This is a genomic window from Thermogemmatispora sp. (genome assembly GCF_019683755.1).
GTDB lineage: Bacteria > Chloroflexota > Ktedonobacteria > Ktedonobacterales > Ktedonobacteraceae > Thermogemmatispora.
This window is the reverse complement of the sequence record NZ_JADGHT010000068.1, coordinates 1-16,882: the sequence shown is the minus strand read 5'-3', so window position 1 is coordinate 16,882 and position 16,882 is coordinate 1. Positions and strand designations below refer to the sequence as shown.

Here is a 16,882-nt window from a genome sequence, read left to right as displayed (position 1 = left end):
TAGCTCAGGATGTCCACCATATCGCGGTCGTCATCCGCTACCAGGATCTTCACGTGTCTTTCCTCCTGATTTGCAAGCCTGTAGCTGCTCTTCTCCCCCACTGGGGACGGATCGGCGTGTGTTCGTGGCTGTAGCTAGCCGGTCAAGCTTTCACTGCTAGTAACGGGTCGTATTCAGGGTGGTAACAGCATGATACAATCTGGGCTATGACCAGTCACCTGATTGGCTACCTCGCCGTGCGAATCTTGGACTCCTGGTGCTAGGAGATTAGCCCATCCTATTGAGCTGCTCATGGGCAGACGGACCGCTATGGGGAAGGCTTGCTAGGCAGGTAATGCCAACCAGGGTGAGAGGAACAGCTAGACGAATAGGAAACGGATTGCACAAGGAGGGAGCGCGAGCCCAATGACAGGGGAGCAATTCGGAGTCCCGGAACGAGCAGCCCTGCTGGAGCTGGCGCGGACAACGGCGCTTCAAGCCTATGCCCCGTACTCTCATTTTCGGGTCGGTGCGGTGGTAGTGGCTGATGGCCAGCTCTATCGGGGGGTCAATGTGGAGATCTCAAGCTATGGTCTGACGCTATGTGCTGAGCGCGCGGCTCTCGCCTCCGCTCTGAGTGCTGGAGCGCGTAGGATTACGCATGTGGCTGTGGCCTGCATTGATGTGCCTCCTGCCGCGCCCGCCTCGGCGCGTACGCCCTGTGGAGCTTGCCGCCAGTGGCTAGCTGATCTGGCTCCACAGGCCACAATCTATATTGATGGCCTGGAGGAGAGCTTTACGGTCGGCGATCTCTTGCCCTACGCCTTCGGCCTCTAGGCGCTGTTCGGGCCGTGCCTGGCTTTCCCGACCAGGCGCAGCCCGAACAGCGGCAGGGCAACGGCTGCAGCGCTGGCGCTTAGCCTGCTCCGTTGACCAGTATCAGATGCTGGCTCTCCCTGTTCTTTCCTCAGCACCTGCTTTTATCTCCATCGATGCGATATCTGGTGAAAATGATCGACTTATGGTACAATATAAGCAGCGTGTTCCAGCATGGCTGATTGCCGGCCATGCCGGCCCCAGTAAGGAAGTCTACCTTGCCAGCCGGTTGCTTGTTCCTTCAACGCTGAGGAGGACATATGTTCCGAACATTCCAGCTGCCTACTCCTTCCATTGGAATTGAAGAAGAGTTCCAGCTTGTCGATCCGCAGACGGGCCGCCTTGTGCCTGGCGTCCACACCATCCTTGAGAAAGGAGCCTCCCAATTTGGCGAGCAGATCAAGCCCGAGATGTTGCAGTCCACGATTGAGCTGATCAGCCCCGTCTATCCAAACATTGCTGCGGCTCGTCTGGAGACGCAGCAATTACGTGCGCGGCTGGCGCGGCTGGTGGCTCAGGAGGGTCTGGCCTTGGTCAGCGCTGGCACGCATCCTGGCGGCTTGTGGCAGGAGCAGCAGCGGTCCAATCATCCTCGTTATGTCGAGCTTGAAGAGGAATTTCAGGATGTAGGTCGCTCGATCCTTATCTTTGGGCTGCATGTCCATATCGGCGTCGAGAACAACGACATCGCCATCGCCCTGATGAATCAGATCCGCACCTGGCTTCCTCATCTGCTGGCGCTGTCGGCCAATTCTCCTTTCTGGGGCAACCGTATCACCGGCTTGAAGTCGTACCGGGCTGTCGTCTGGAAGCGTTTCCCGCGCAGCGGCCTGCCAGAGGTCTTCCCAACCTGGGGCGATTTTGATCGCTATGTGCAGGCGCTCATAGAAAGCGGCTGTATTGATAATGCGAAAAAGATTTGGTGGGATCTGCGCCCGCATCCGTTCTTTAAAACGCTAGAATTTCGCGTTTTCGATATGCCAGCGACCATTGAGGATACGCTGGCGCTGGCAGCGCTCTGTCAGGCGCTTGTGGCTAAGTTGACCTGGCTCTATAAGCATGGCATGGGGCTGCATGTGATGCCACGCGATTATCTGGAAGAGAATAAGTGGCGCGCTATGCGCTATGGCCTCGATGCCCAGGTGATCGATTTCGTGAACCATCGCACCTTACCCATGCGCGAGGCTATCCATGAGTTGCTTGACTTTGTCGATGATGTGCTTGACGATCTGGGCACGCGCCGCGAGATCAACTACTTACGTTTCCTGCTTGATGATCCTCGTGGCACCGGCGCTGATCGGCAGATCGCTATCTGGAATGAGACGCATAGTTTCCTGGCTGTTATCCGTTATCTGATCGAGACAACACTAGAGGGTGTTCCTCTCGACTCCGCACCCGATCGACAGTCTCTGGTGACCCGCCCTGACTAAGGGCCTTCTCTGACTCTTTCCCGCCTGGCTGCTCGACGGCTGTGCTAGCGGCGCAAGCTCGTATGTGCTCTTATGCTTTTCCCGAGGTTGACGATGGTCTTGAGCGCGGACGGAAGGAGATCATTGTCTCTCGCTGCGAGGGATGGCCTGTGATCTGGCTCCTGGTGCGCTCATGCTGGCCGACTCGTCGGCAACTGCTTTTCTGCAAGCTGCGGCTTGCGCTTCCCCGCGAGAAGGTGTATACTTCTCGGGAACAGACCACTAGCCAACACTGCGGGGAAGACTGGGCGCTCATTCTCTTTCAGGGTGAGTTGCTCGCTGGTCTTCCCCCTGTTCCAGGAGTTTCGAGTAAGAACGATGAAAGTCATTCTCCTTCAGGATGTAGCGGGGCTGGGCAAGGCCGGCGATGTGAAAGAGGTTGCCAACGGCTACGCGCGTAACTATTTGCTCCCGCGTAAGCTGGCGGCTGGCGCTACGCCTGCGTTGCTGGCCAATCGCGAGCAGCGTATAGCGGCGGAACGACGCCGGCTGGAGAAGCAAGAGCAGCTTAACCGGCAGCTTGCGGAGCGGCTAAGCCAGGTCACTTTGACCTTTAAGGCACGTGTGGGGCGTAACGGACGGCTCTATGGCTCGGTGACAAGCCAGGATATTGCCGATGGTCTGCGCCAGGCTGAGGGCCTGACGATTGATCGCCGCATCATTGATCTGCCCAGTCCGATTCGCACAACCGGCACCTTTGAGGTTCCGGTGAGAGTGGCTCGTAATCTTGTTCCGCGGATTACTGTGCGCGTGATTGATCAGGAGGCCAGCGAGACCGAAGGCGCGGCGGAAGCCGCCGCCAGCGGGGTCGCCGAGCAGGCCGAGACAGCGCAGGCAGAGTAAAAGGGCGCCCAGCTCGACCCGCTCTGGGCGCCCTCCTTTCTCTATACGTGCAGCGCAGGCGACAGGCTGGGTTAGAGACGCTCGATGATGGTTGCAATTCCCTGGCCGACGCCGATGCACATGGTGGCCAGCCCATAGCGCCCACCGCGACGCTCTAGCTCATGGAGAAGCGTGACCATGATACGGGCGCCGCTGCAACCCAATGGGTGCCCCAGGGCAATGGCTCCTCCATTCACATTCAGTTTCTCTTCATCGATTTCCAACTCACGCACGCACTGCAGCACCTGGGCGGCGAAGGCCTCATTCAACTCGATCAGATCGAGATCGTGGATGCTCAGGCCGGCGCGCTGTAGGGCCTTACGGGTCGCCGGAATTGGTCCCAAGCCCATGTAGGCCGGGTCGACACCAGCGACCGCCGTGGCAACGATACGCGCGCGGGGACGCAGGCCCAGGCTGCGGGCCCGGCTCTCGCTCATCATGACCAGGGCAGCGGCACCGTCATTGATCCCGGCTGAATTGCCCGCGGTGACAGTTCCTCCCTCACGAAAAGCGGGTTTGAGGGCAGCTAGCTTTTCCAACGAGGTATCAGGACGGGGATGTTCATCCTTGCTGACTAGCACGGGGTCACCCTTGTTCTGAGGGACGGGTACCGGGACAATCTCCTCTGCAAAGCGTCCATCTTGCTGAGCGGCGACGGCGCGTTGGTGGCTACGCAAGGCGTAACGATCCTGCTCCTCGCGGCTGATGCCATAGCGCTCGGCCACGTTCTCTGCTGTCTCGCCCATACTATAGGGATAGTGTAGCGCGGCGAGCTTAGGATTGATGAAGCGCCAGCCCAGTGTAGTATCGTAGAGGGTGGCAGTGCGGCTAAAGGCGCTCTCGGCCTTGCCCAGCACGAAGGGAGCGCGCGTCATACTCTCGACGCCACCGGCGACAAAGGTATCGCCTGCGCCGACCTGGATAGCCTGCGCGGCGCTGTTAATGGCTTGTAAACCAGAGCCGCACAGGCGGTTAACAGTTTGGCCTGCCACATGGATTGGCAGGCCTGCCAGAAGCAGAGCCATGCGCGCAACATTGCGGTTGTCCTCGCCTGCCTGGTTAGCGCAGCCTAGAATGACATCTTCTACGCTGCCTGGCTCGATACCGGCGCGGCGCACAGCTTCAGCGATTACCAGAGCTGCCATATCATCGGGGCGCACATCTTTGAGCGCCCCTGCATAGCGTCCAATCGGCGTGCGTACTGCTGAAACGATTACCGCTTCTTCCATAGCTGTGGCCTCCTCTCTGATTGCTGCTGAGGCTCCGCTGACAGTTGAGAGATCAAAGGGCGCCTGGACTGGCCTGAAATCGGGCTGCAAGGGTGTTGCCCAACACCAGACCAGACCAGCGCTCACCAGGCCAACCCGTCTTAGCGTCCCTGGAATTGCGCGCGCCGCTTTTCGAGGAAGGCGCGCATACCTTCGCGCTTGTCTTCACTGGCGAAGAGCAGGAAAAAGTTCCTGCGTTCAGCCTCTAGCCCCTCTGCTAGCGGTGTTTCAAAGGCAGCTAGCACGGCTTCTTTGGCCAGACGAACGGCGATAGGAGGGCGCTCGGCCAGCTCTTTGGCGATCTTGAGCGCCTCTTTGAGATGCTCGCCCTGGGGCACGACGCGATTCACCAGACCCAGATCGGCCAGCTCGCGGGCACTGATCTGATTGCCCAAGAGCACCATCTCCATCGTGCGGTATTTCCCGAGGGTGCGCGCTAGGCGCTGAGTGCCACCGGCTCCTGGGATAATGCCCAGAAGAATTTCCGGCTGACCAAAGCGGGCATTCTCGGAGGCCACGATGATGTCGCAGTGTAGTGCCAGTTCACAGCCTCCGCCGAGCGCATAGCCATTGACGGCGGCGATGAGCGGCTTTTTGATGCGCCTGATGCGCTCCCAGGCCTCAAAACCGCCCGTGAGCATGTCGATCGGCGACTTATCCGCCATCTCTTCAATATCAGCGCCAGCAGCAAAGGCGCGCTCACCGGCTCCAGTGATGACGATGCAGCGGATGGCTTCATCACGGTCAAGCTCTTCCAGGGCTGTGCTCAGCTCGGCGACGAGCTGCGTGTTGAGAGCGTTCAGCTTCGCGGGACGATTGAGGGTGACAATGCCGACTCGCTCATCGCGTTCGACGAGAACATATTGATATTCAGCCATGCCTCTCCTCGTTGCATTGATCTGGGTTGTCGTGTATGGGGCCACAGTGTGGCGCCAACGCTGATCTTGCTCCGGCTCCTGGTGAGCAAAAGGCTGACCTTCTCTCGCCTGCAGCCGGAACGTGCTAAGATTAGCTGGTCCAGACGCCATGAGGATCGCATTCGCGAATCAGGCGTAGCTCCTCTGGTGTAGGTGGAGCTGTTTCAGCACAGTCGGGAGCAAGACGCAAAGGCCAGCCGGTTTGCTCCTGAACCTGCTCAATGCTGCTGCCTGGATGGTATGACTGGAGAAGGGCTTCGCCGCTGGAGGGATCGAAAGTAAAGACCGCCAGCGTGGTGATCAGCACCGCTGGCCCTCCGCGCGGCAAGCCCACCCGCTGCCGCCAGGCTACACCAGCAGGCCCATGTTCGTCGGGGTAGCCGTAGCCTGGACTGGTGACAAAGTCGACGCGCTCACGTAGGCGGTGACGTTCATGGGGCATAATAATGGCCAGCCGCTGAGCCAGCGAGGCGATATCTGCCCCGCCTCCGCTACCAGGCAAGCGGACGCGGGGTTGCTGCCAATCGCCGATCAGGGAGGTGTTGAGGTTCCCGTAGCGGTCAATTTCTGCGCCACCAATGAAACCAAGCTCAATTTCGCCCGCGGCCATCAGGCCAATGACGTTGATGGTACTGGTGGCCCACAAGGCTCCACAGATGTTAGGAGCATCGCCCATTGTGTAGAGTAGCTCGCGGGCTGGTGTATCGCGAATCAAACCTGTTTCGAAAATACCGATGCAATTGGGGGCGTGGGTGCGCTTGGCAAGGGCGAAGGCCAACAAAGGCAGACGCATGCCCACAAAGACCCGCTCGCCGTCGCGGATCTGGCGCGCGGCACAAACGACCATCAGCTCGCGGGGCGTGTAGTCCATTTCCCTTTCCTCCTTACCTGGTAGCTCTCTCGCTCATGCATGGCGAACACTGAGGCATGACGCTCGTTGGCTCTGGTCTTGGCCAGCGGGCACGAGAGCTGAAGGACCCTGCTTAACCTGCCTTAGTCAGGCTCCTTAGTAGCCGTAGTCAACTGGAGCGGCGTAGCGATGCTCCTTGACGCCCAGGGAGCGACAGCGCGTCTCTCCCAGCTTCGCTACATATGCCTGGCGCGTCTTCAGACCAAGTACCCACTCATCTAGCCACTGCTGGAACCCCTCTGGTGTGCGCGTGCGCGTATGGTACTCGTGGTAGAACTGATGGTCGCGGTCGTAGTAGCCTTGGACGGCGGAGGGATGTGCGCCCCAGGGTTCATGGACAACCGCGCAGACCTTATAAGAGGGTCCAATGACGCGATTGGGGTCGCTGATGATGACTTCACGCGATACGATTTCTTCAGCGACGATGATCACCCGGCGTGCGGCTAGCATCGCTTCTTGACAGATGCCAAGACTACCCCAAAGGTGAGCGTTGCCATCTTCATCGCTGCGCTGGACGTGGAGGATAGTGACATCGGGCTGCAAGGCCGGTACCAGCAGCAGAGGGCTGCCATCGAAAGGAGAGGGAGCTTGCAGAAACGTCGGATTTTTTCGCGGGAGGTCGCTCCCCAGCAAAGAGCGCGTGGGAATGTAGGGGGCGCCCAGGCTGGCAGCGCGCAAAGCCAGGCCGATCGTGAAATTGCTGTGGTCCTCAGTGACAATGGGACGAGGCAGGGCCTGCTCCGTTGCTCGACGGTAGCAGTGGCCTAAGCCTTCGCTGACGTTACCGACCCAGGCCGCTTGAATTTTCGCCACGCAGCCGGCTCCGATCAACTGATCGAAGAGAATATCGGAGATCGGTCCGATCAGAGTCAGATCGCGGCGCCCCTGGCGAATGATTTCGTGGCCTGCGGCGAAGGGAATACACGGCTCCAGGGCCAGACCCAGTGCTACCGAAGCCCCGTCGGGGACATAGCGTCTGATCGCCTCGGTCATAGAGAGCAGCTTACTCATGTCGGTGTAAACTCCACGATCATGTTTGCATAATCATCGGCCACGTAGATACGGTCATGCTTGTCGATGACCAGTCCCTGTGGTTCAATAAAGCCCTGGCTCGCAAGCGTTTCGCGCTGCCCGGTAGCCAGTTGCAAGCGGATCAGCGCATGCACGGCTGGCGCCAGGTCGATCACCAGCAGGTTACCATGCCCGTCCCAGGCCACGTCGTCTGGCATGCCGAAGCCACCGAAGCGAACCTTGTGCCCGTTGGGACTGATTCGCCAGACCGCATGGCCGCATTCGTCGGCCACATAGACGTTGCCTGCCCCATCAACGGCTGCCCCTACTGGGCGCACCATGCCGCTGGCCAGTGGCTGCAGGGCGCGACCATCCAGGCTCATGCGGTAGACCTCGCCGGTGGGGCTGTCTGGAACAATCAGGGTCTGTGTTGTGCTATCAAGGGCAATGCCGTCGATGCCGGCTTTGCATGGCTGGTTACTCGGTGTGCCCGGTAGGGTGCGCAAAACCAACGGCATCTGCGCGCCTGGCATTAATTGGAGTAGCCGGTTAGTGCGTTGTTCCGCTATGATGATTGTACCATCCTGGAGCACAACCAGCCCTTCCGGCGCCGCCAGGCCACGCGCGAGCACGCTCACAGAGCCGTCCTGGTTAAGACGGTTGATGGTGCCATTATGAGCGTCGCTAAAGAAAAGGTTGCCTTTGGCGTCAAGGGCCAGGTCGTCTGGCCTGCCATAGCCACGCAAGAGCAGATGACTGCGATAGTGCGGCGGCGCTGCTACCGTGCCGCTGGCAGTGGGGATGACGCTGGCAGAAGCTGGCTTCCCCGGTGATGGCGAGCGGAGAGCGCTCGCCGTAGAGGATGGCGTGGACCTAGGCAGAACAGCGGAGCCGGCGCTCCCGCAGGCGCTCAACAGGAGCAAACAGAGGAGCAACGCCGAGAGAATCCTCGAATGCTCGCTTTGCAGCATAGCGTGTCCTTCCCGAAAACCCCGATATGTGGTGAGCTGCGGACCTGGAGCAGCGTCTGCTCCTAGCCTGGAACCGAACCTGCACGGCTCGGTGAAAGGAAAGCTGGTCACTGTCGCCAGCCTTGAACAGGCACTGTCTCCCTTGCCATCGTATCACAAGCGGGCGTCTTGAGGGAAATCAGGAGCGGTAAGCGGCTGGGGGTGCCTCCGTCCTCTGCCAGGAAACAGGTCAGATCCTCTGGCCTCTGCTCCACCGTTCCTGCACTCGCTCAATCAGGTCGTTACGGGAGCGACTTCCTCAATGAGGTGGTGGAGTGTCTTGAGCGGAGCCCCAGTGCCTTTGGTACCCGTACGCCTGGTCATCACTAACTCTGCGGCAATGCTCAGGGCGATCTCTTGAGGGGTAACCGCGCCGATGTCGAGGCCAATCGGCGTGTGCACCTGCTCAAGGCGCTCGCGCGGAATGCCAGCCTTGAGCAAGTTGCGAAAGATATTGCGAATCTTGCCAGCGCTGCCGATCATGCCTACGTAGGCGGCCTCACTCTCTACCGCGGCGCGTAGAGCCTCCTCATCGAGCCGGTGCCCGCGAGTGACGATGACTACCCAGGTTGAGGCATCCGGTCGCAGCTCGCGGATGGTCTGAGCAATATCTCCAAAGACAAGCTGGACCCGTTCACCGAAGGCGCGGGGATCAGCTAGATCGCGACGATCATCTACCACAATGATGCGGAAGTCGAGGTCGGCGGCGAAGCGCGCCAAAGCCTGGGCAACGTGACCAGCACCGGCAATGATCAGCCGCGGCTCCGGTGAAATGGCCTCAACGAAGACTTCCAGAGTGGCGCCGCAGCTACCAACGGCTTCATCGGGATCGATATGAATATGCGTGAGGAACGAGTGCCCTTCCTGGAGGGCCTGCTGCATGGCCTTGATCGCTTGCTCGTCGACGCGCCCTCCGCCAAAGCTGCCGCTCGCGCTGCCGTCGGCGTGAAGCAGCATGCGCGCCCCTACATCGCAGGGGGCTGCTCCAATCGTTTTGACCACGGTGGCTATGCCAATGCGCTCGCCTCGTTGCAGCGCAGTTTGAATGGCCTCGTAAACGGCTGTGGGGCTGATGGCACTCATGGTTCTTTCCCGTCCTCTGTCCTGTTGCTCTCTGCCTCTCCTGCTCAATGATTGAGCAGAACACTCTCCATTATAACATAGCATCCCTGCCGCCTTCTTGCTTGACAGGCCGGGCGGACTGGCCTCCCCTTCATTCTCGCCCCGGCTTATGCCTGGCGCTCCCTTATGGAAAAGCTGCTCTCCCAGTAATTATGGCCAACGATACAAGACTCTCCAGGATTAGATGCTGTTCCTGCATCTCAGAATAATTCTTATCAGGTCAATAAAGATCATCTTTTGTGTGATAGAGATCAATATGCACTTCCATTTTTACTACTCAGCATTGGAACGATTCCTGAGAAGGATTCCTGACCAGGTGCCTCAGTCTGCGGGTAGACTGCCAAGCAAACAGCCAGCTTGACAGAGGCTCCTGCCGCCGGGTACAATTCTAGAACATTAGTTCAAGACCCTGATGAACGGGCGTGCCTGGGCGTACAACCGCACCAGCGCTCCGGTTTCGACGGGAGAGAGATAGCGTGTGCTGCGCCGGTCTGTCAGGTTGCTCATGGGGACCTGCTGGCCGGGTGTAGTGCGCGCAACAACCAGAAGGAGGAAGCAGCATCTATGCCATCTGTTGGAGAACAACATCAATCCCAGGGCCAGGATGAGCAGCGCCCACGCTTCAACCCCAGCGAGCATCTTGTACAAATTAGAGGTGGTAATCGGGGCGAGCTGCGTGACTACTTGCCTGTTCAGTGGCGACTCGTCTGGTTTCGCGAACTCTGTCCACAAGGCACCATTGAGACCGAGATGGTGCACTTGGATCTTGAGCGTGAGACCGAAGAGGAGTACTACGCCTACAACAGCGAGACCCGACGTAATGAAAAGATGGTGCGTCGAGCCAAGGGCTTCGTCATCTTCCGTGCTGTTGTCAAGGATGGCAAAGGTGGCGTTGCCACCGGCACCAAATCGGAGAAGGCTGCCAGCTTTCCCGATTTCATCGAGAAGGCCGAAACGGGAGCTATCGGGCGTGCACTCGCGGCCTTGGGCTTTGGAACCCAATTTGCCCCAGAGCTGGACGAAGAGCATCGCATCGTCGATAGTCCCGTTGAGCGAGCCTCAACGACTATAGCTGAGCGTCCCCCTGAGACGGCCACTCCGGCTGAATCAGAAGCTACCACACGTGGGTCTACTGCCGCAGCCTCCCGTCAGCGTATAGCGCGGTCCAGCGGCAACAATGGCAATGAGCAAGGCCCTATCACTGACCAGCAGCTTGCCAGCATTCGCAAGCTCTGCAATACCCTTGGCAAACCAGAGCCGGGCGACCTCGCTAGCTGGGACTACGCGGCGGCACGCGAGCTTATTCAGCAGTTGAGCCGCGAATATCGTCAGCGTGGCGAGAGCCGCAAGGCTTCCTAGTGCTCAGAAGTGGGGATGAGATCACACATGTCCTTAAAGCAAGTGCACTATGCCGAAAAACGCCTGTGCAAGCTCTGGCGCGCAATGGTCCTGGCCAGCGAGCGAGGCGCCTCTGCGCTTGAGCTAGAGCGCCTCTATGATGCCTACGCGCTGGCTTTGCAGAGCTACCTGCGTTGCTGCGAAGCCTATTATCGGGAAGTCGCTGGCATTGACATTCATCGCTGTGCCTGAACAGCAGAAAAAGGCCCAGGCTACACCTGCTCTAGCGGCACTCGCCCGAGTCCTCAGCGAGGCCGCGCAGAGAGAGCTGTGTAACAGCCTGGGCCTGGGGAACATGGAGACCTGGGACCTGTCTGCAGTGATCGGCTCTGCTTCTCCTGCCCCGCTACCAGGCTACCAGCGGCGGCTATGAGCGCCCTGGCAGAGAGGCGACAAACTCACGAATGGCCTGAGCCACCGCCTCTGGTGCATCGAAAAGCACCAGGTGACCGGCTTGGGGAATGATGCTCAGTTGCGAACCAGGGATCTCCCGATGTAGCCGCTGGGCGTACTTGAGCGGAATCTGACGGTCCTCCTCTCCCCAAATGATCAGCACAGGCTTGCCTACGCGTTGCAGATCGCTCGACACCGAATTCACATAATAGGGGATAAGATTACGGATGTGCTGATAGAGCACTTCCTTATGAAGCTCGCTATTCCAGTGATTCACGAAATCGTCCAGCATCTGCTGCTTAAACTGCTCAGGCCGTGTTGAAGCTGCGGGCAGAGTAGCACGCAGATCACGCAGCACATCCTCGACGCTCGCGCGCTTTGGAGCATCATACTCCTGACGCTCCTTCATTTGCGGCAGCGGCCAGTCCTCCGCAAAGGCATGGAGATAGCACACCGTATCAATCAGCACCAAAGCGGCCACGCGCTCGCGGCTCAGGCGTGTGGCCAGAATCTGAGCCACCCCACCGCCAAGGCCATGCCCTACCAGCACCACATTGGTCAGCTGCAAGGCATCCAGGAACATAGCCAGATAGTCGGCGTGGCCCCAGACGGAGGTATCCGCCGGCCAGGGATGGTCAGAGAGGCCGTGACCGAGCAAATCGAAGACATAGAGGGCACGTCCAGTGCTGGTCAGCGCTGGAATGACATCGCGCCAGGCGAAGGCGCCCGCCAGCACATCGTGAAGCAGCACCAGCGCCCCATCGGTGCCATGCTCGGCCCCATAGACATAATAGGTCAGATTATAGTGGATCAGGCGAATCGTGCGCCGTTCACCGGCGCCCCCCCCCAGTGGTATGTTCGCAGGACTCTGTGTCATCGCTTCTTCCTCGCTCTTCCGTGGGCTGCGAGCGAGCGCCCTGATGCCCAATCTCGGGAGCCATCCTGACGCCGCTTCTCACATCCGCGCGTAGAGTCCTGGGACATTATAGAACGCGCCGAACCCCGCATAATGGGCCGTGCGCTCTCCTAGCTCTTCCTCGATCACAAGCAAGCGATTGTACTTTGCCACGCGCTCGCTGCGGGCAGGAGCTCCGGTTTTAATCTGGCCCGCATTAGTTGCCACCACCAGATCGGCAATCGTCGTATCCTCGGTCTCACCTGAGCGGTGAGAGACCACTGCCGTAAAGGAAGCGCGCTTAGCCATTTCGATAGCGGCCAGTGTTTCCGTCAAAGTGCCGATCTGATTGAGCTTAATCAGGATGGAATTGGCAGCTCGCTCCTCGATGCCGCGCTTGAGCCGAGCAGTATTGGTCACGAACAGATCGTCCCCGACCAACTGCACACGTCCGCCCAGACGGCGACAGAGCAAAGACCAGCCTTCCCAATCATCCTCTGCCAGGCCATCCTCAATTGAGATCAGAGGATACTCATTCACCCACTGCTCATAGAGGTCGACCATCTCGGCAGATGAAAGCGTACGGCCCTCACGAGCCAGCACATACTTGCCATCCTGATAGAGTTCGCTCGCGGCGGGGTCCATACCAAGACAGATATCGACGCCGGGGCGATAGCCCGCCGCCTCAATAGCCGTCAGCAATAGCTCCAGCGGCTCGCGATTCGAGCTGAGCGACGGTGCAAAACCGCCCTCATCACCGACATTCGTATTATACTTCTTGCTGTGCAAGACCTTTTTCAAACTCTGGTAGACCTCGGCCCCCATGCGCAGCGCCTCGCGGAAAGAGCGGGCCCCAACTGGCAGAATCATATACTCCTGCATATCGGCGGAGTTATCAGCATGCTTACCCCCGTTGAGAATATTCATCATTGGCACAGGCAGCACACTAGCGGAGACCCCGCCCAAATAACGATATAGCGGCTGACCAAGAGCATTGGCGGCCGCATGGGCCAAGGCGAGAGAGACCCCAAGGATGGCATTGGCGCCAAGTTTGCCCTTATTCGGCGTTCCATCGAGCTGAACCATCAAGCCGTCAAGGGCCACCTGATCCGTGGCATCTTGGCCGATCAAGGCCTCACGCAGGGTCGTATTGACATGCTGGACTGCCGTGAGCACACCTTTACCGCCATAGCGCTGACTGTCGCCATCACGCAGCTCTACCGCCTCATGGGCGCCAGTTGAGGCCCCCGAGGGAACCGAAGCCACACCATAAGCGCCGCCCTTCAGCCAGACCTCCACCTGAACCGTCGGGTTGCCACGCGAATCGAGAATCTCGCGAGCCACCAGGTTCGCGATAACTGTACTTTCTCTACTCACACCAGGCATAGAACAATACCTACCTCTCTCAACGCTACTCGGATCTTACGGGTAGAAGATGAACAGTCGATGATAGCGCGGCGTTGCCCATCATTGCCGGCTGTATTGTAACGCGCGCCATTGGGCGTGGGCAAGCATTTTGTTGCCACGTGGAGCGATCCAACAAAACGCGGACTAGCTCATGGCGGTTGCGATCGCGGGCGCGGAACAGGTAGCGCATTAGTGCGGCTAAGAGCGAACGGACATCCGCCAGATGCAAGGCGTAGACTGCCGGCCTATCCCAGAGGAAACGATCGCCGGCCTGGCTGAGCTGCCTCATCGCAAGACCAGCCCCTTCCTGATAGGAGCAACAGAGCAAGCCAGGCAGCCAGGCCGGCTTAGCATTGCCGGGGCAGCGGCTACGGCTGGTTCAGCCGGCTCCGTCGGCGCTGCGGAGCGCCCTCCCGGGCCGCACTTCAGCCAAAGCGCGCGCCAGCAAATCGGTATGCTCCGGCAAACCTACCGTCACCCGTAGAACGTTCTGCAGATACGGATGTTGGAAATAGCGCAAGAGAATACCATACGCCTCAACGCTTGCACGGACATCCTCCACTGTAATTTCCTCATCGCAGACGCGCGCCATGATAAAGTTCCCCTGAGATGGCACCGGCGCCAGGTACGGCTGAGCAGCCAAGACCTGGAAGAGGCGTTCGCGTTCCTGAATCAGACGCTGCACGCGCTCCCAGACGCAGTCGAGGTGAGCCAACGTCTCTATAGCAGCGATATGGCCAGCTACATTCACTTCAAAGGGGCACTGAGCCCGACGCAAGTAGCTGGCGATCCACTCGGGGAAAAGTCCATAGCCGATACGCAAGCCGGCCAGGCCGGCCCACTTGCTGAAAGAGCGCAGCACCACCAGATTAGGGTGCTCAGGAACCAAGTGAGCCACACCCCGCGGCTGCTGTGAGAACTCCACGTAGGCCTCATCGACCACTACAATGCGCCCGGACTCCAGCAAGCGTAAGATATCCTCCTGGGCCACCAGGTTGCCCGTAGGATTATTGGGAGAGCAGAGGACAATGAGCTTGGTTTCAGGGGTCAACGCGGACAGGATGGCCTCGACGTCGATGTCATAAGACTCTGTCCGCGGAACCTCGATCACATACGCGCCGCAGAGCGTGGTCACTGTTGTATAGAGCGTAAAGGTAGGAGGACAGCAGATAATATTATCTCCGACCGATAAGAAAACATGCCAGAGCAGATTGATCAGCTCATTGCTACCGTGGCTGAGCACAATGTAACGCTCATCGAGGCCCGTGAACTCGGACAGCGCTCGCCGCAGGGCCGTGGAATCCGTATCGGGATAATTGTTGTAGTGTACATAGCGTCCCAGAGCGGCCAGCACTGGCGGGATCGGGCCATAGGGATTTTCATTGCTATTGAGCTTGATCAAGCGATCGATCGGAATACCGGTTCTTCGCGAGAAAGCTTCTAGTGATTCTCCAGGCACATAGGGAGCAATGCGTTCGATCTCTGGACGGACCTGAACAACACGCGAGGCATATGGTTGCATGGGCTTATATATCCATCCTACTTTTCAGTATCAGCGTCCACAAAGATCTGAGCGGGACGGCGGATCAAGGAATTGCGCACGGGGGAGCTAGCGCCAGTATTGCCGCGCAGAGTGCCGCTGGTGCCAAAAGAGCGGAGGGACGTATGAGGGACAACAGGCTGCATTGCCGAAGTTTCCGGCAACTGGCCGCCGGTAGCCTGTAACATCTCTAGGCCGCGGCGCAGAGTCATCATATCCCGCAGGAAGCAAGCGACGGCGGAAGCAGCAGAACCCTTTTCGCGAGCGCTTTCGAAACGGCGAGCATTGGCCTCACCAGCATCCTGGGCCGCCTGAGCCAGGGGATCAGATGTGCGAGCGGCAAACGTATCCTGGAAAATATCGTCCCAGCTTGACCAGCGCCCACGCAGCGGCTTCCAGCCGAGCTGGCTATCGCTGACCGTGCGCCACTTTTCCTCAGTAAACTGAATCCAATCCTCGATCAAGCGAATGCAGGACTCCAACTGCTGGCGCAGACGCTCCTCCTCAGCGCTGCGAGACTGCGAGCCACTCTGCTGCAGGCCCTCGGCGGAAGGTGCAGTCTGGCCGTAGAAGCCACTCTGAAAGTAGGCAGGCGCCTGCTGGACGCCGGGGAAGAAACCGGAGTTACCGGGCAAACTGGCGTAATCTGCTGCCCCCTCTGCTCCCTGACCAACCTGAGCCATAGGACCCGTCTGGCCCGTTTGGCCAGCGGGTAAGCCAAGGAATGGACCTTGTGGGGAAGCCAGCTCGCCCGTTACGGTTACTCCCCCGAAAGCGGGATTGAGACTCAGGATCGAGGAGCCATCGGGCATCAGCATGCCTTCAGGAATGGTAGGCAGACCACCGATGACGATTTCCTCATGCCCGATTGCATCCAGAATGCGCCAGGCCAGCCGTGGATGCTTGATGGCCCACCACAGACGGCGCGCTAGAAAGGTACAGGCAAAGGTAAAGTTGACCAGCAGCCAGACCAGCCCGCGCACTGCCAGCCAGTTCACCAGACCAATCACGATAATCCAGTACCAGGGATCATGCTGTCCTGCCTCCTCAATGATGGTCAGGACAACCGCCACCGTCAGGCTAGGATCGCGCAGAGGATTAATCACATCGATGATACGCCAGAACCATGCACGCTCTGTCTTTTTCAAGATACGCTCCTCTGACATCACACTACGATGCCGCTGTCTCTTTTCCTTTGCTTAACTCACCGCCCGCTCTCAGATCAAGCCAACGGGCTGTCCAGGAACCCAGATCGCTAGATCCAGGCGCTGCGAGCAGAACTGAGCCTGCTACTCTTCCAGTACTTACCCTGCTGTGGCCAGTGCCCCTAACCGCGCTTGCGCCTGATGCTGGTGCTTATACCGTGCTATACTGGCCTTTAGGCCTGGGCTATCCCGCCTCCTCTTATCTACCGCGAGGCTGTGGACGAGATTGGCGCGGCCTCCTTCTAGGCTCAGCTACTCCCCACTGACGAGCGAGCTATCCTCATGCTTGGCTGACTCGTCTGCCGGCTATCCCGTTGCTGCTAACTTCTCGGCGTCTCTGCGGGGTGATCCCTACTTCCTGCCCCTGTTGCTCTACTGGTGTTGCTGTCAGCGAAGCTGATGCAGACGAGCGGCCTTCTGCAGCTAGCGCTCTCGTTTGGCCATTTGCGGGACGATTCTAACATGGGCCCCTGGGACCTGCAAGCTTTATCGGCAGGGCAGGGGCAGATTGGGCTATCCTGATACACCGCACCGATGCCATTTTTATTGTACCAGAGCCACGAGCAAGGTAAGGAAGCAGGCTCCCTTGAGGAGGGGGAG

General features: G+C 59.0%; 16 protein-coding genes. 5 read left to right on the top strand and 11 right to left on the bottom strand.

Annotation, left to right across the window (positions count from 1 at the left end; all coding sequences use genetic code 11):
- The first annotated feature begins 405 nt into the window (after positions 1–405).
- From IRZ24_RS06975 to rplI, 3 genes are all read left to right on the top strand, one after another.
- A complete protein-coding gene (locus tag IRZ24_RS06975; protein WP_297161648.1) occupies positions 406–816 on the top strand; it encodes a cytidine deaminase in 411 nt (136 codons plus the stop codon).
- A gap of 299 nt (positions 817–1,115) precedes the next feature.
- Entirely contained in the window at positions 1,116–2,285 is a 1,170-nt protein-coding gene (locus IRZ24_RS06970) for a carboxylate-amine ligase (protein WP_297161644.1), read from the top strand.
- A 357-nt stretch (positions 2,286–2,642) separates the two neighbouring features.
- Positions 2,643–3,167 (top strand): 50S ribosomal protein L9, encoded by a 525-nt coding sequence (rplI, locus tag IRZ24_RS06965; RefSeq protein WP_297161641.1) that lies wholly within the window; start codon positions 2,643–2,645, stop codon positions 3,165–3,167.
- A gap of 71 nt (positions 3,168–3,238) precedes the next feature.
- Here rplI and pcaF read toward each other — a convergent pair whose 3' ends face one another.
- The 6 genes from pcaF to IRZ24_RS06935 all read right to left on the bottom strand — a co-directional run bounded on the left by pcaF (position 3,239) and on the right by IRZ24_RS06935 (position 9,405).
- Positions 3,239–4,435, bottom strand: a complete 1,197-nt coding sequence (pcaF, locus tag IRZ24_RS06960; RefSeq protein ID WP_297161638.1) for a 3-oxoadipyl-CoA thiolase — start codon at positions 4,433–4,435, stop codon at positions 3,239–3,241.
- Between the two features lie 140 nt (positions 4,436–4,575).
- The gene (locus IRZ24_RS06955) at positions 4,576–5,352 is read right to left on the bottom strand and encodes an enoyl-CoA hydratase-related protein (protein WP_297161634.1); all 777 of its coding nucleotides are present in this window, start codon (positions 5,350–5,352) and stop codon (positions 4,576–4,578) included.
- A gap of 130 nt (positions 5,353–5,482) precedes the next feature.
- On the bottom strand, positions 5,483–6,262 hold the full coding sequence (locus tag IRZ24_RS06950) for a CoA-transferase (RefSeq protein ID WP_297161632.1): 780 nt from the start codon (positions 6,260–6,262) through the stop codon (positions 5,483–5,485).
- Positions 6,263–6,397: 135 nt separating this feature from the next.
- Entirely contained in the window at positions 6,398–7,312 is a 915-nt protein-coding gene (locus IRZ24_RS06945) for a CoA-transferase (RefSeq protein WP_297161630.1), read from the bottom strand.
- Entirely contained in the window at positions 7,309–8,283 is a 975-nt protein-coding gene (locus IRZ24_RS06940) for an NHL repeat-containing protein (protein WP_297161627.1), read from the bottom strand. Before IRZ24_RS06940 ends, IRZ24_RS06945 begins: the two co-directional genes overlap by 4 nt.
- Positions 8,284–8,556: 273 nt before the next feature.
- Positions 8,557–9,405, bottom strand: coding sequence for an XdhC/CoxI family protein (locus IRZ24_RS06935; protein ID WP_297161623.1), 849 nt, complete (start codon positions 9,403–9,405; stop codon positions 8,557–8,559).
- Positions 9,406–10,008: 603 nt separating this feature from the next.
- On the opposite strand from IRZ24_RS06935, the gene IRZ24_RS06930 reads away from it, so the two are divergent.
- Positions 10,009–10,803 carry a hypothetical protein gene (locus tag IRZ24_RS06930; RefSeq protein ID WP_297161620.1) on the top strand — a complete coding sequence of 265 codons (795 nt, stop codon included), beginning with the start codon at positions 10,009–10,011 and terminating at the stop codon, positions 10,801–10,803.
- Between the two features lie 27 nt (positions 10,804–10,830).
- Positions 10,831–11,034 carry a hypothetical protein gene (locus tag IRZ24_RS06925; RefSeq protein WP_297161618.1) on the top strand — a complete coding sequence of 68 codons (204 nt, stop codon included), beginning with the start codon at positions 10,831–10,833 and terminating at the stop codon, positions 11,032–11,034.
- 175 nt (positions 11,035–11,209) lie between these two features.
- On the opposite strand, the gene IRZ24_RS06920 is transcribed toward IRZ24_RS06925, so the two are convergent.
- The 5 genes from IRZ24_RS06920 to IRZ24_RS06900 all read right to left on the bottom strand — a co-directional run bounded on the left by IRZ24_RS06920 (position 11,210) and on the right by IRZ24_RS06900 (position 16,225).
- A complete protein-coding gene (locus IRZ24_RS06920; protein WP_297161616.1) occupies positions 11,210–12,112 on the bottom strand; it encodes an alpha/beta hydrolase in 903 nt (300 codons plus the stop codon).
- Positions 12,113–12,190: 78 nt separating this feature from the next.
- Positions 12,191–13,516: a phosphopyruvate hydratase gene (gene eno / locus IRZ24_RS06915; protein WP_297161613.1), complete on the bottom strand. Its 1,326-nt coding sequence runs from the start codon at positions 13,514–13,516 to the stop codon at positions 12,191–12,193.
- A 25-nt stretch (positions 13,517–13,541) separates the two neighbouring features.
- Positions 13,542–13,826, bottom strand: coding sequence for a hypothetical protein (locus IRZ24_RS06910; RefSeq protein WP_297161611.1), 285 nt, complete (start codon positions 13,824–13,826; stop codon positions 13,542–13,544).
- 90 nt (positions 13,827–13,916) lie between these two features.
- The gene (hisC, locus tag IRZ24_RS06905) at positions 13,917–15,059 is read right to left on the bottom strand and encodes a histidinol-phosphate transaminase (protein WP_297161607.1); all 1,143 of its coding nucleotides are present in this window, start codon (positions 15,057–15,059) and stop codon (positions 13,917–13,919) included.
- 17 nt (positions 15,060–15,076) lie between these two features.
- A complete protein-coding gene (locus IRZ24_RS06900) occupies positions 15,077–16,225 on the bottom strand; it encodes a hypothetical protein (RefSeq protein WP_297161604.1) in 1,149 nt (382 codons plus the stop codon).
- Positions 16,226–16,882: the final 657 nt, after the last annotated feature.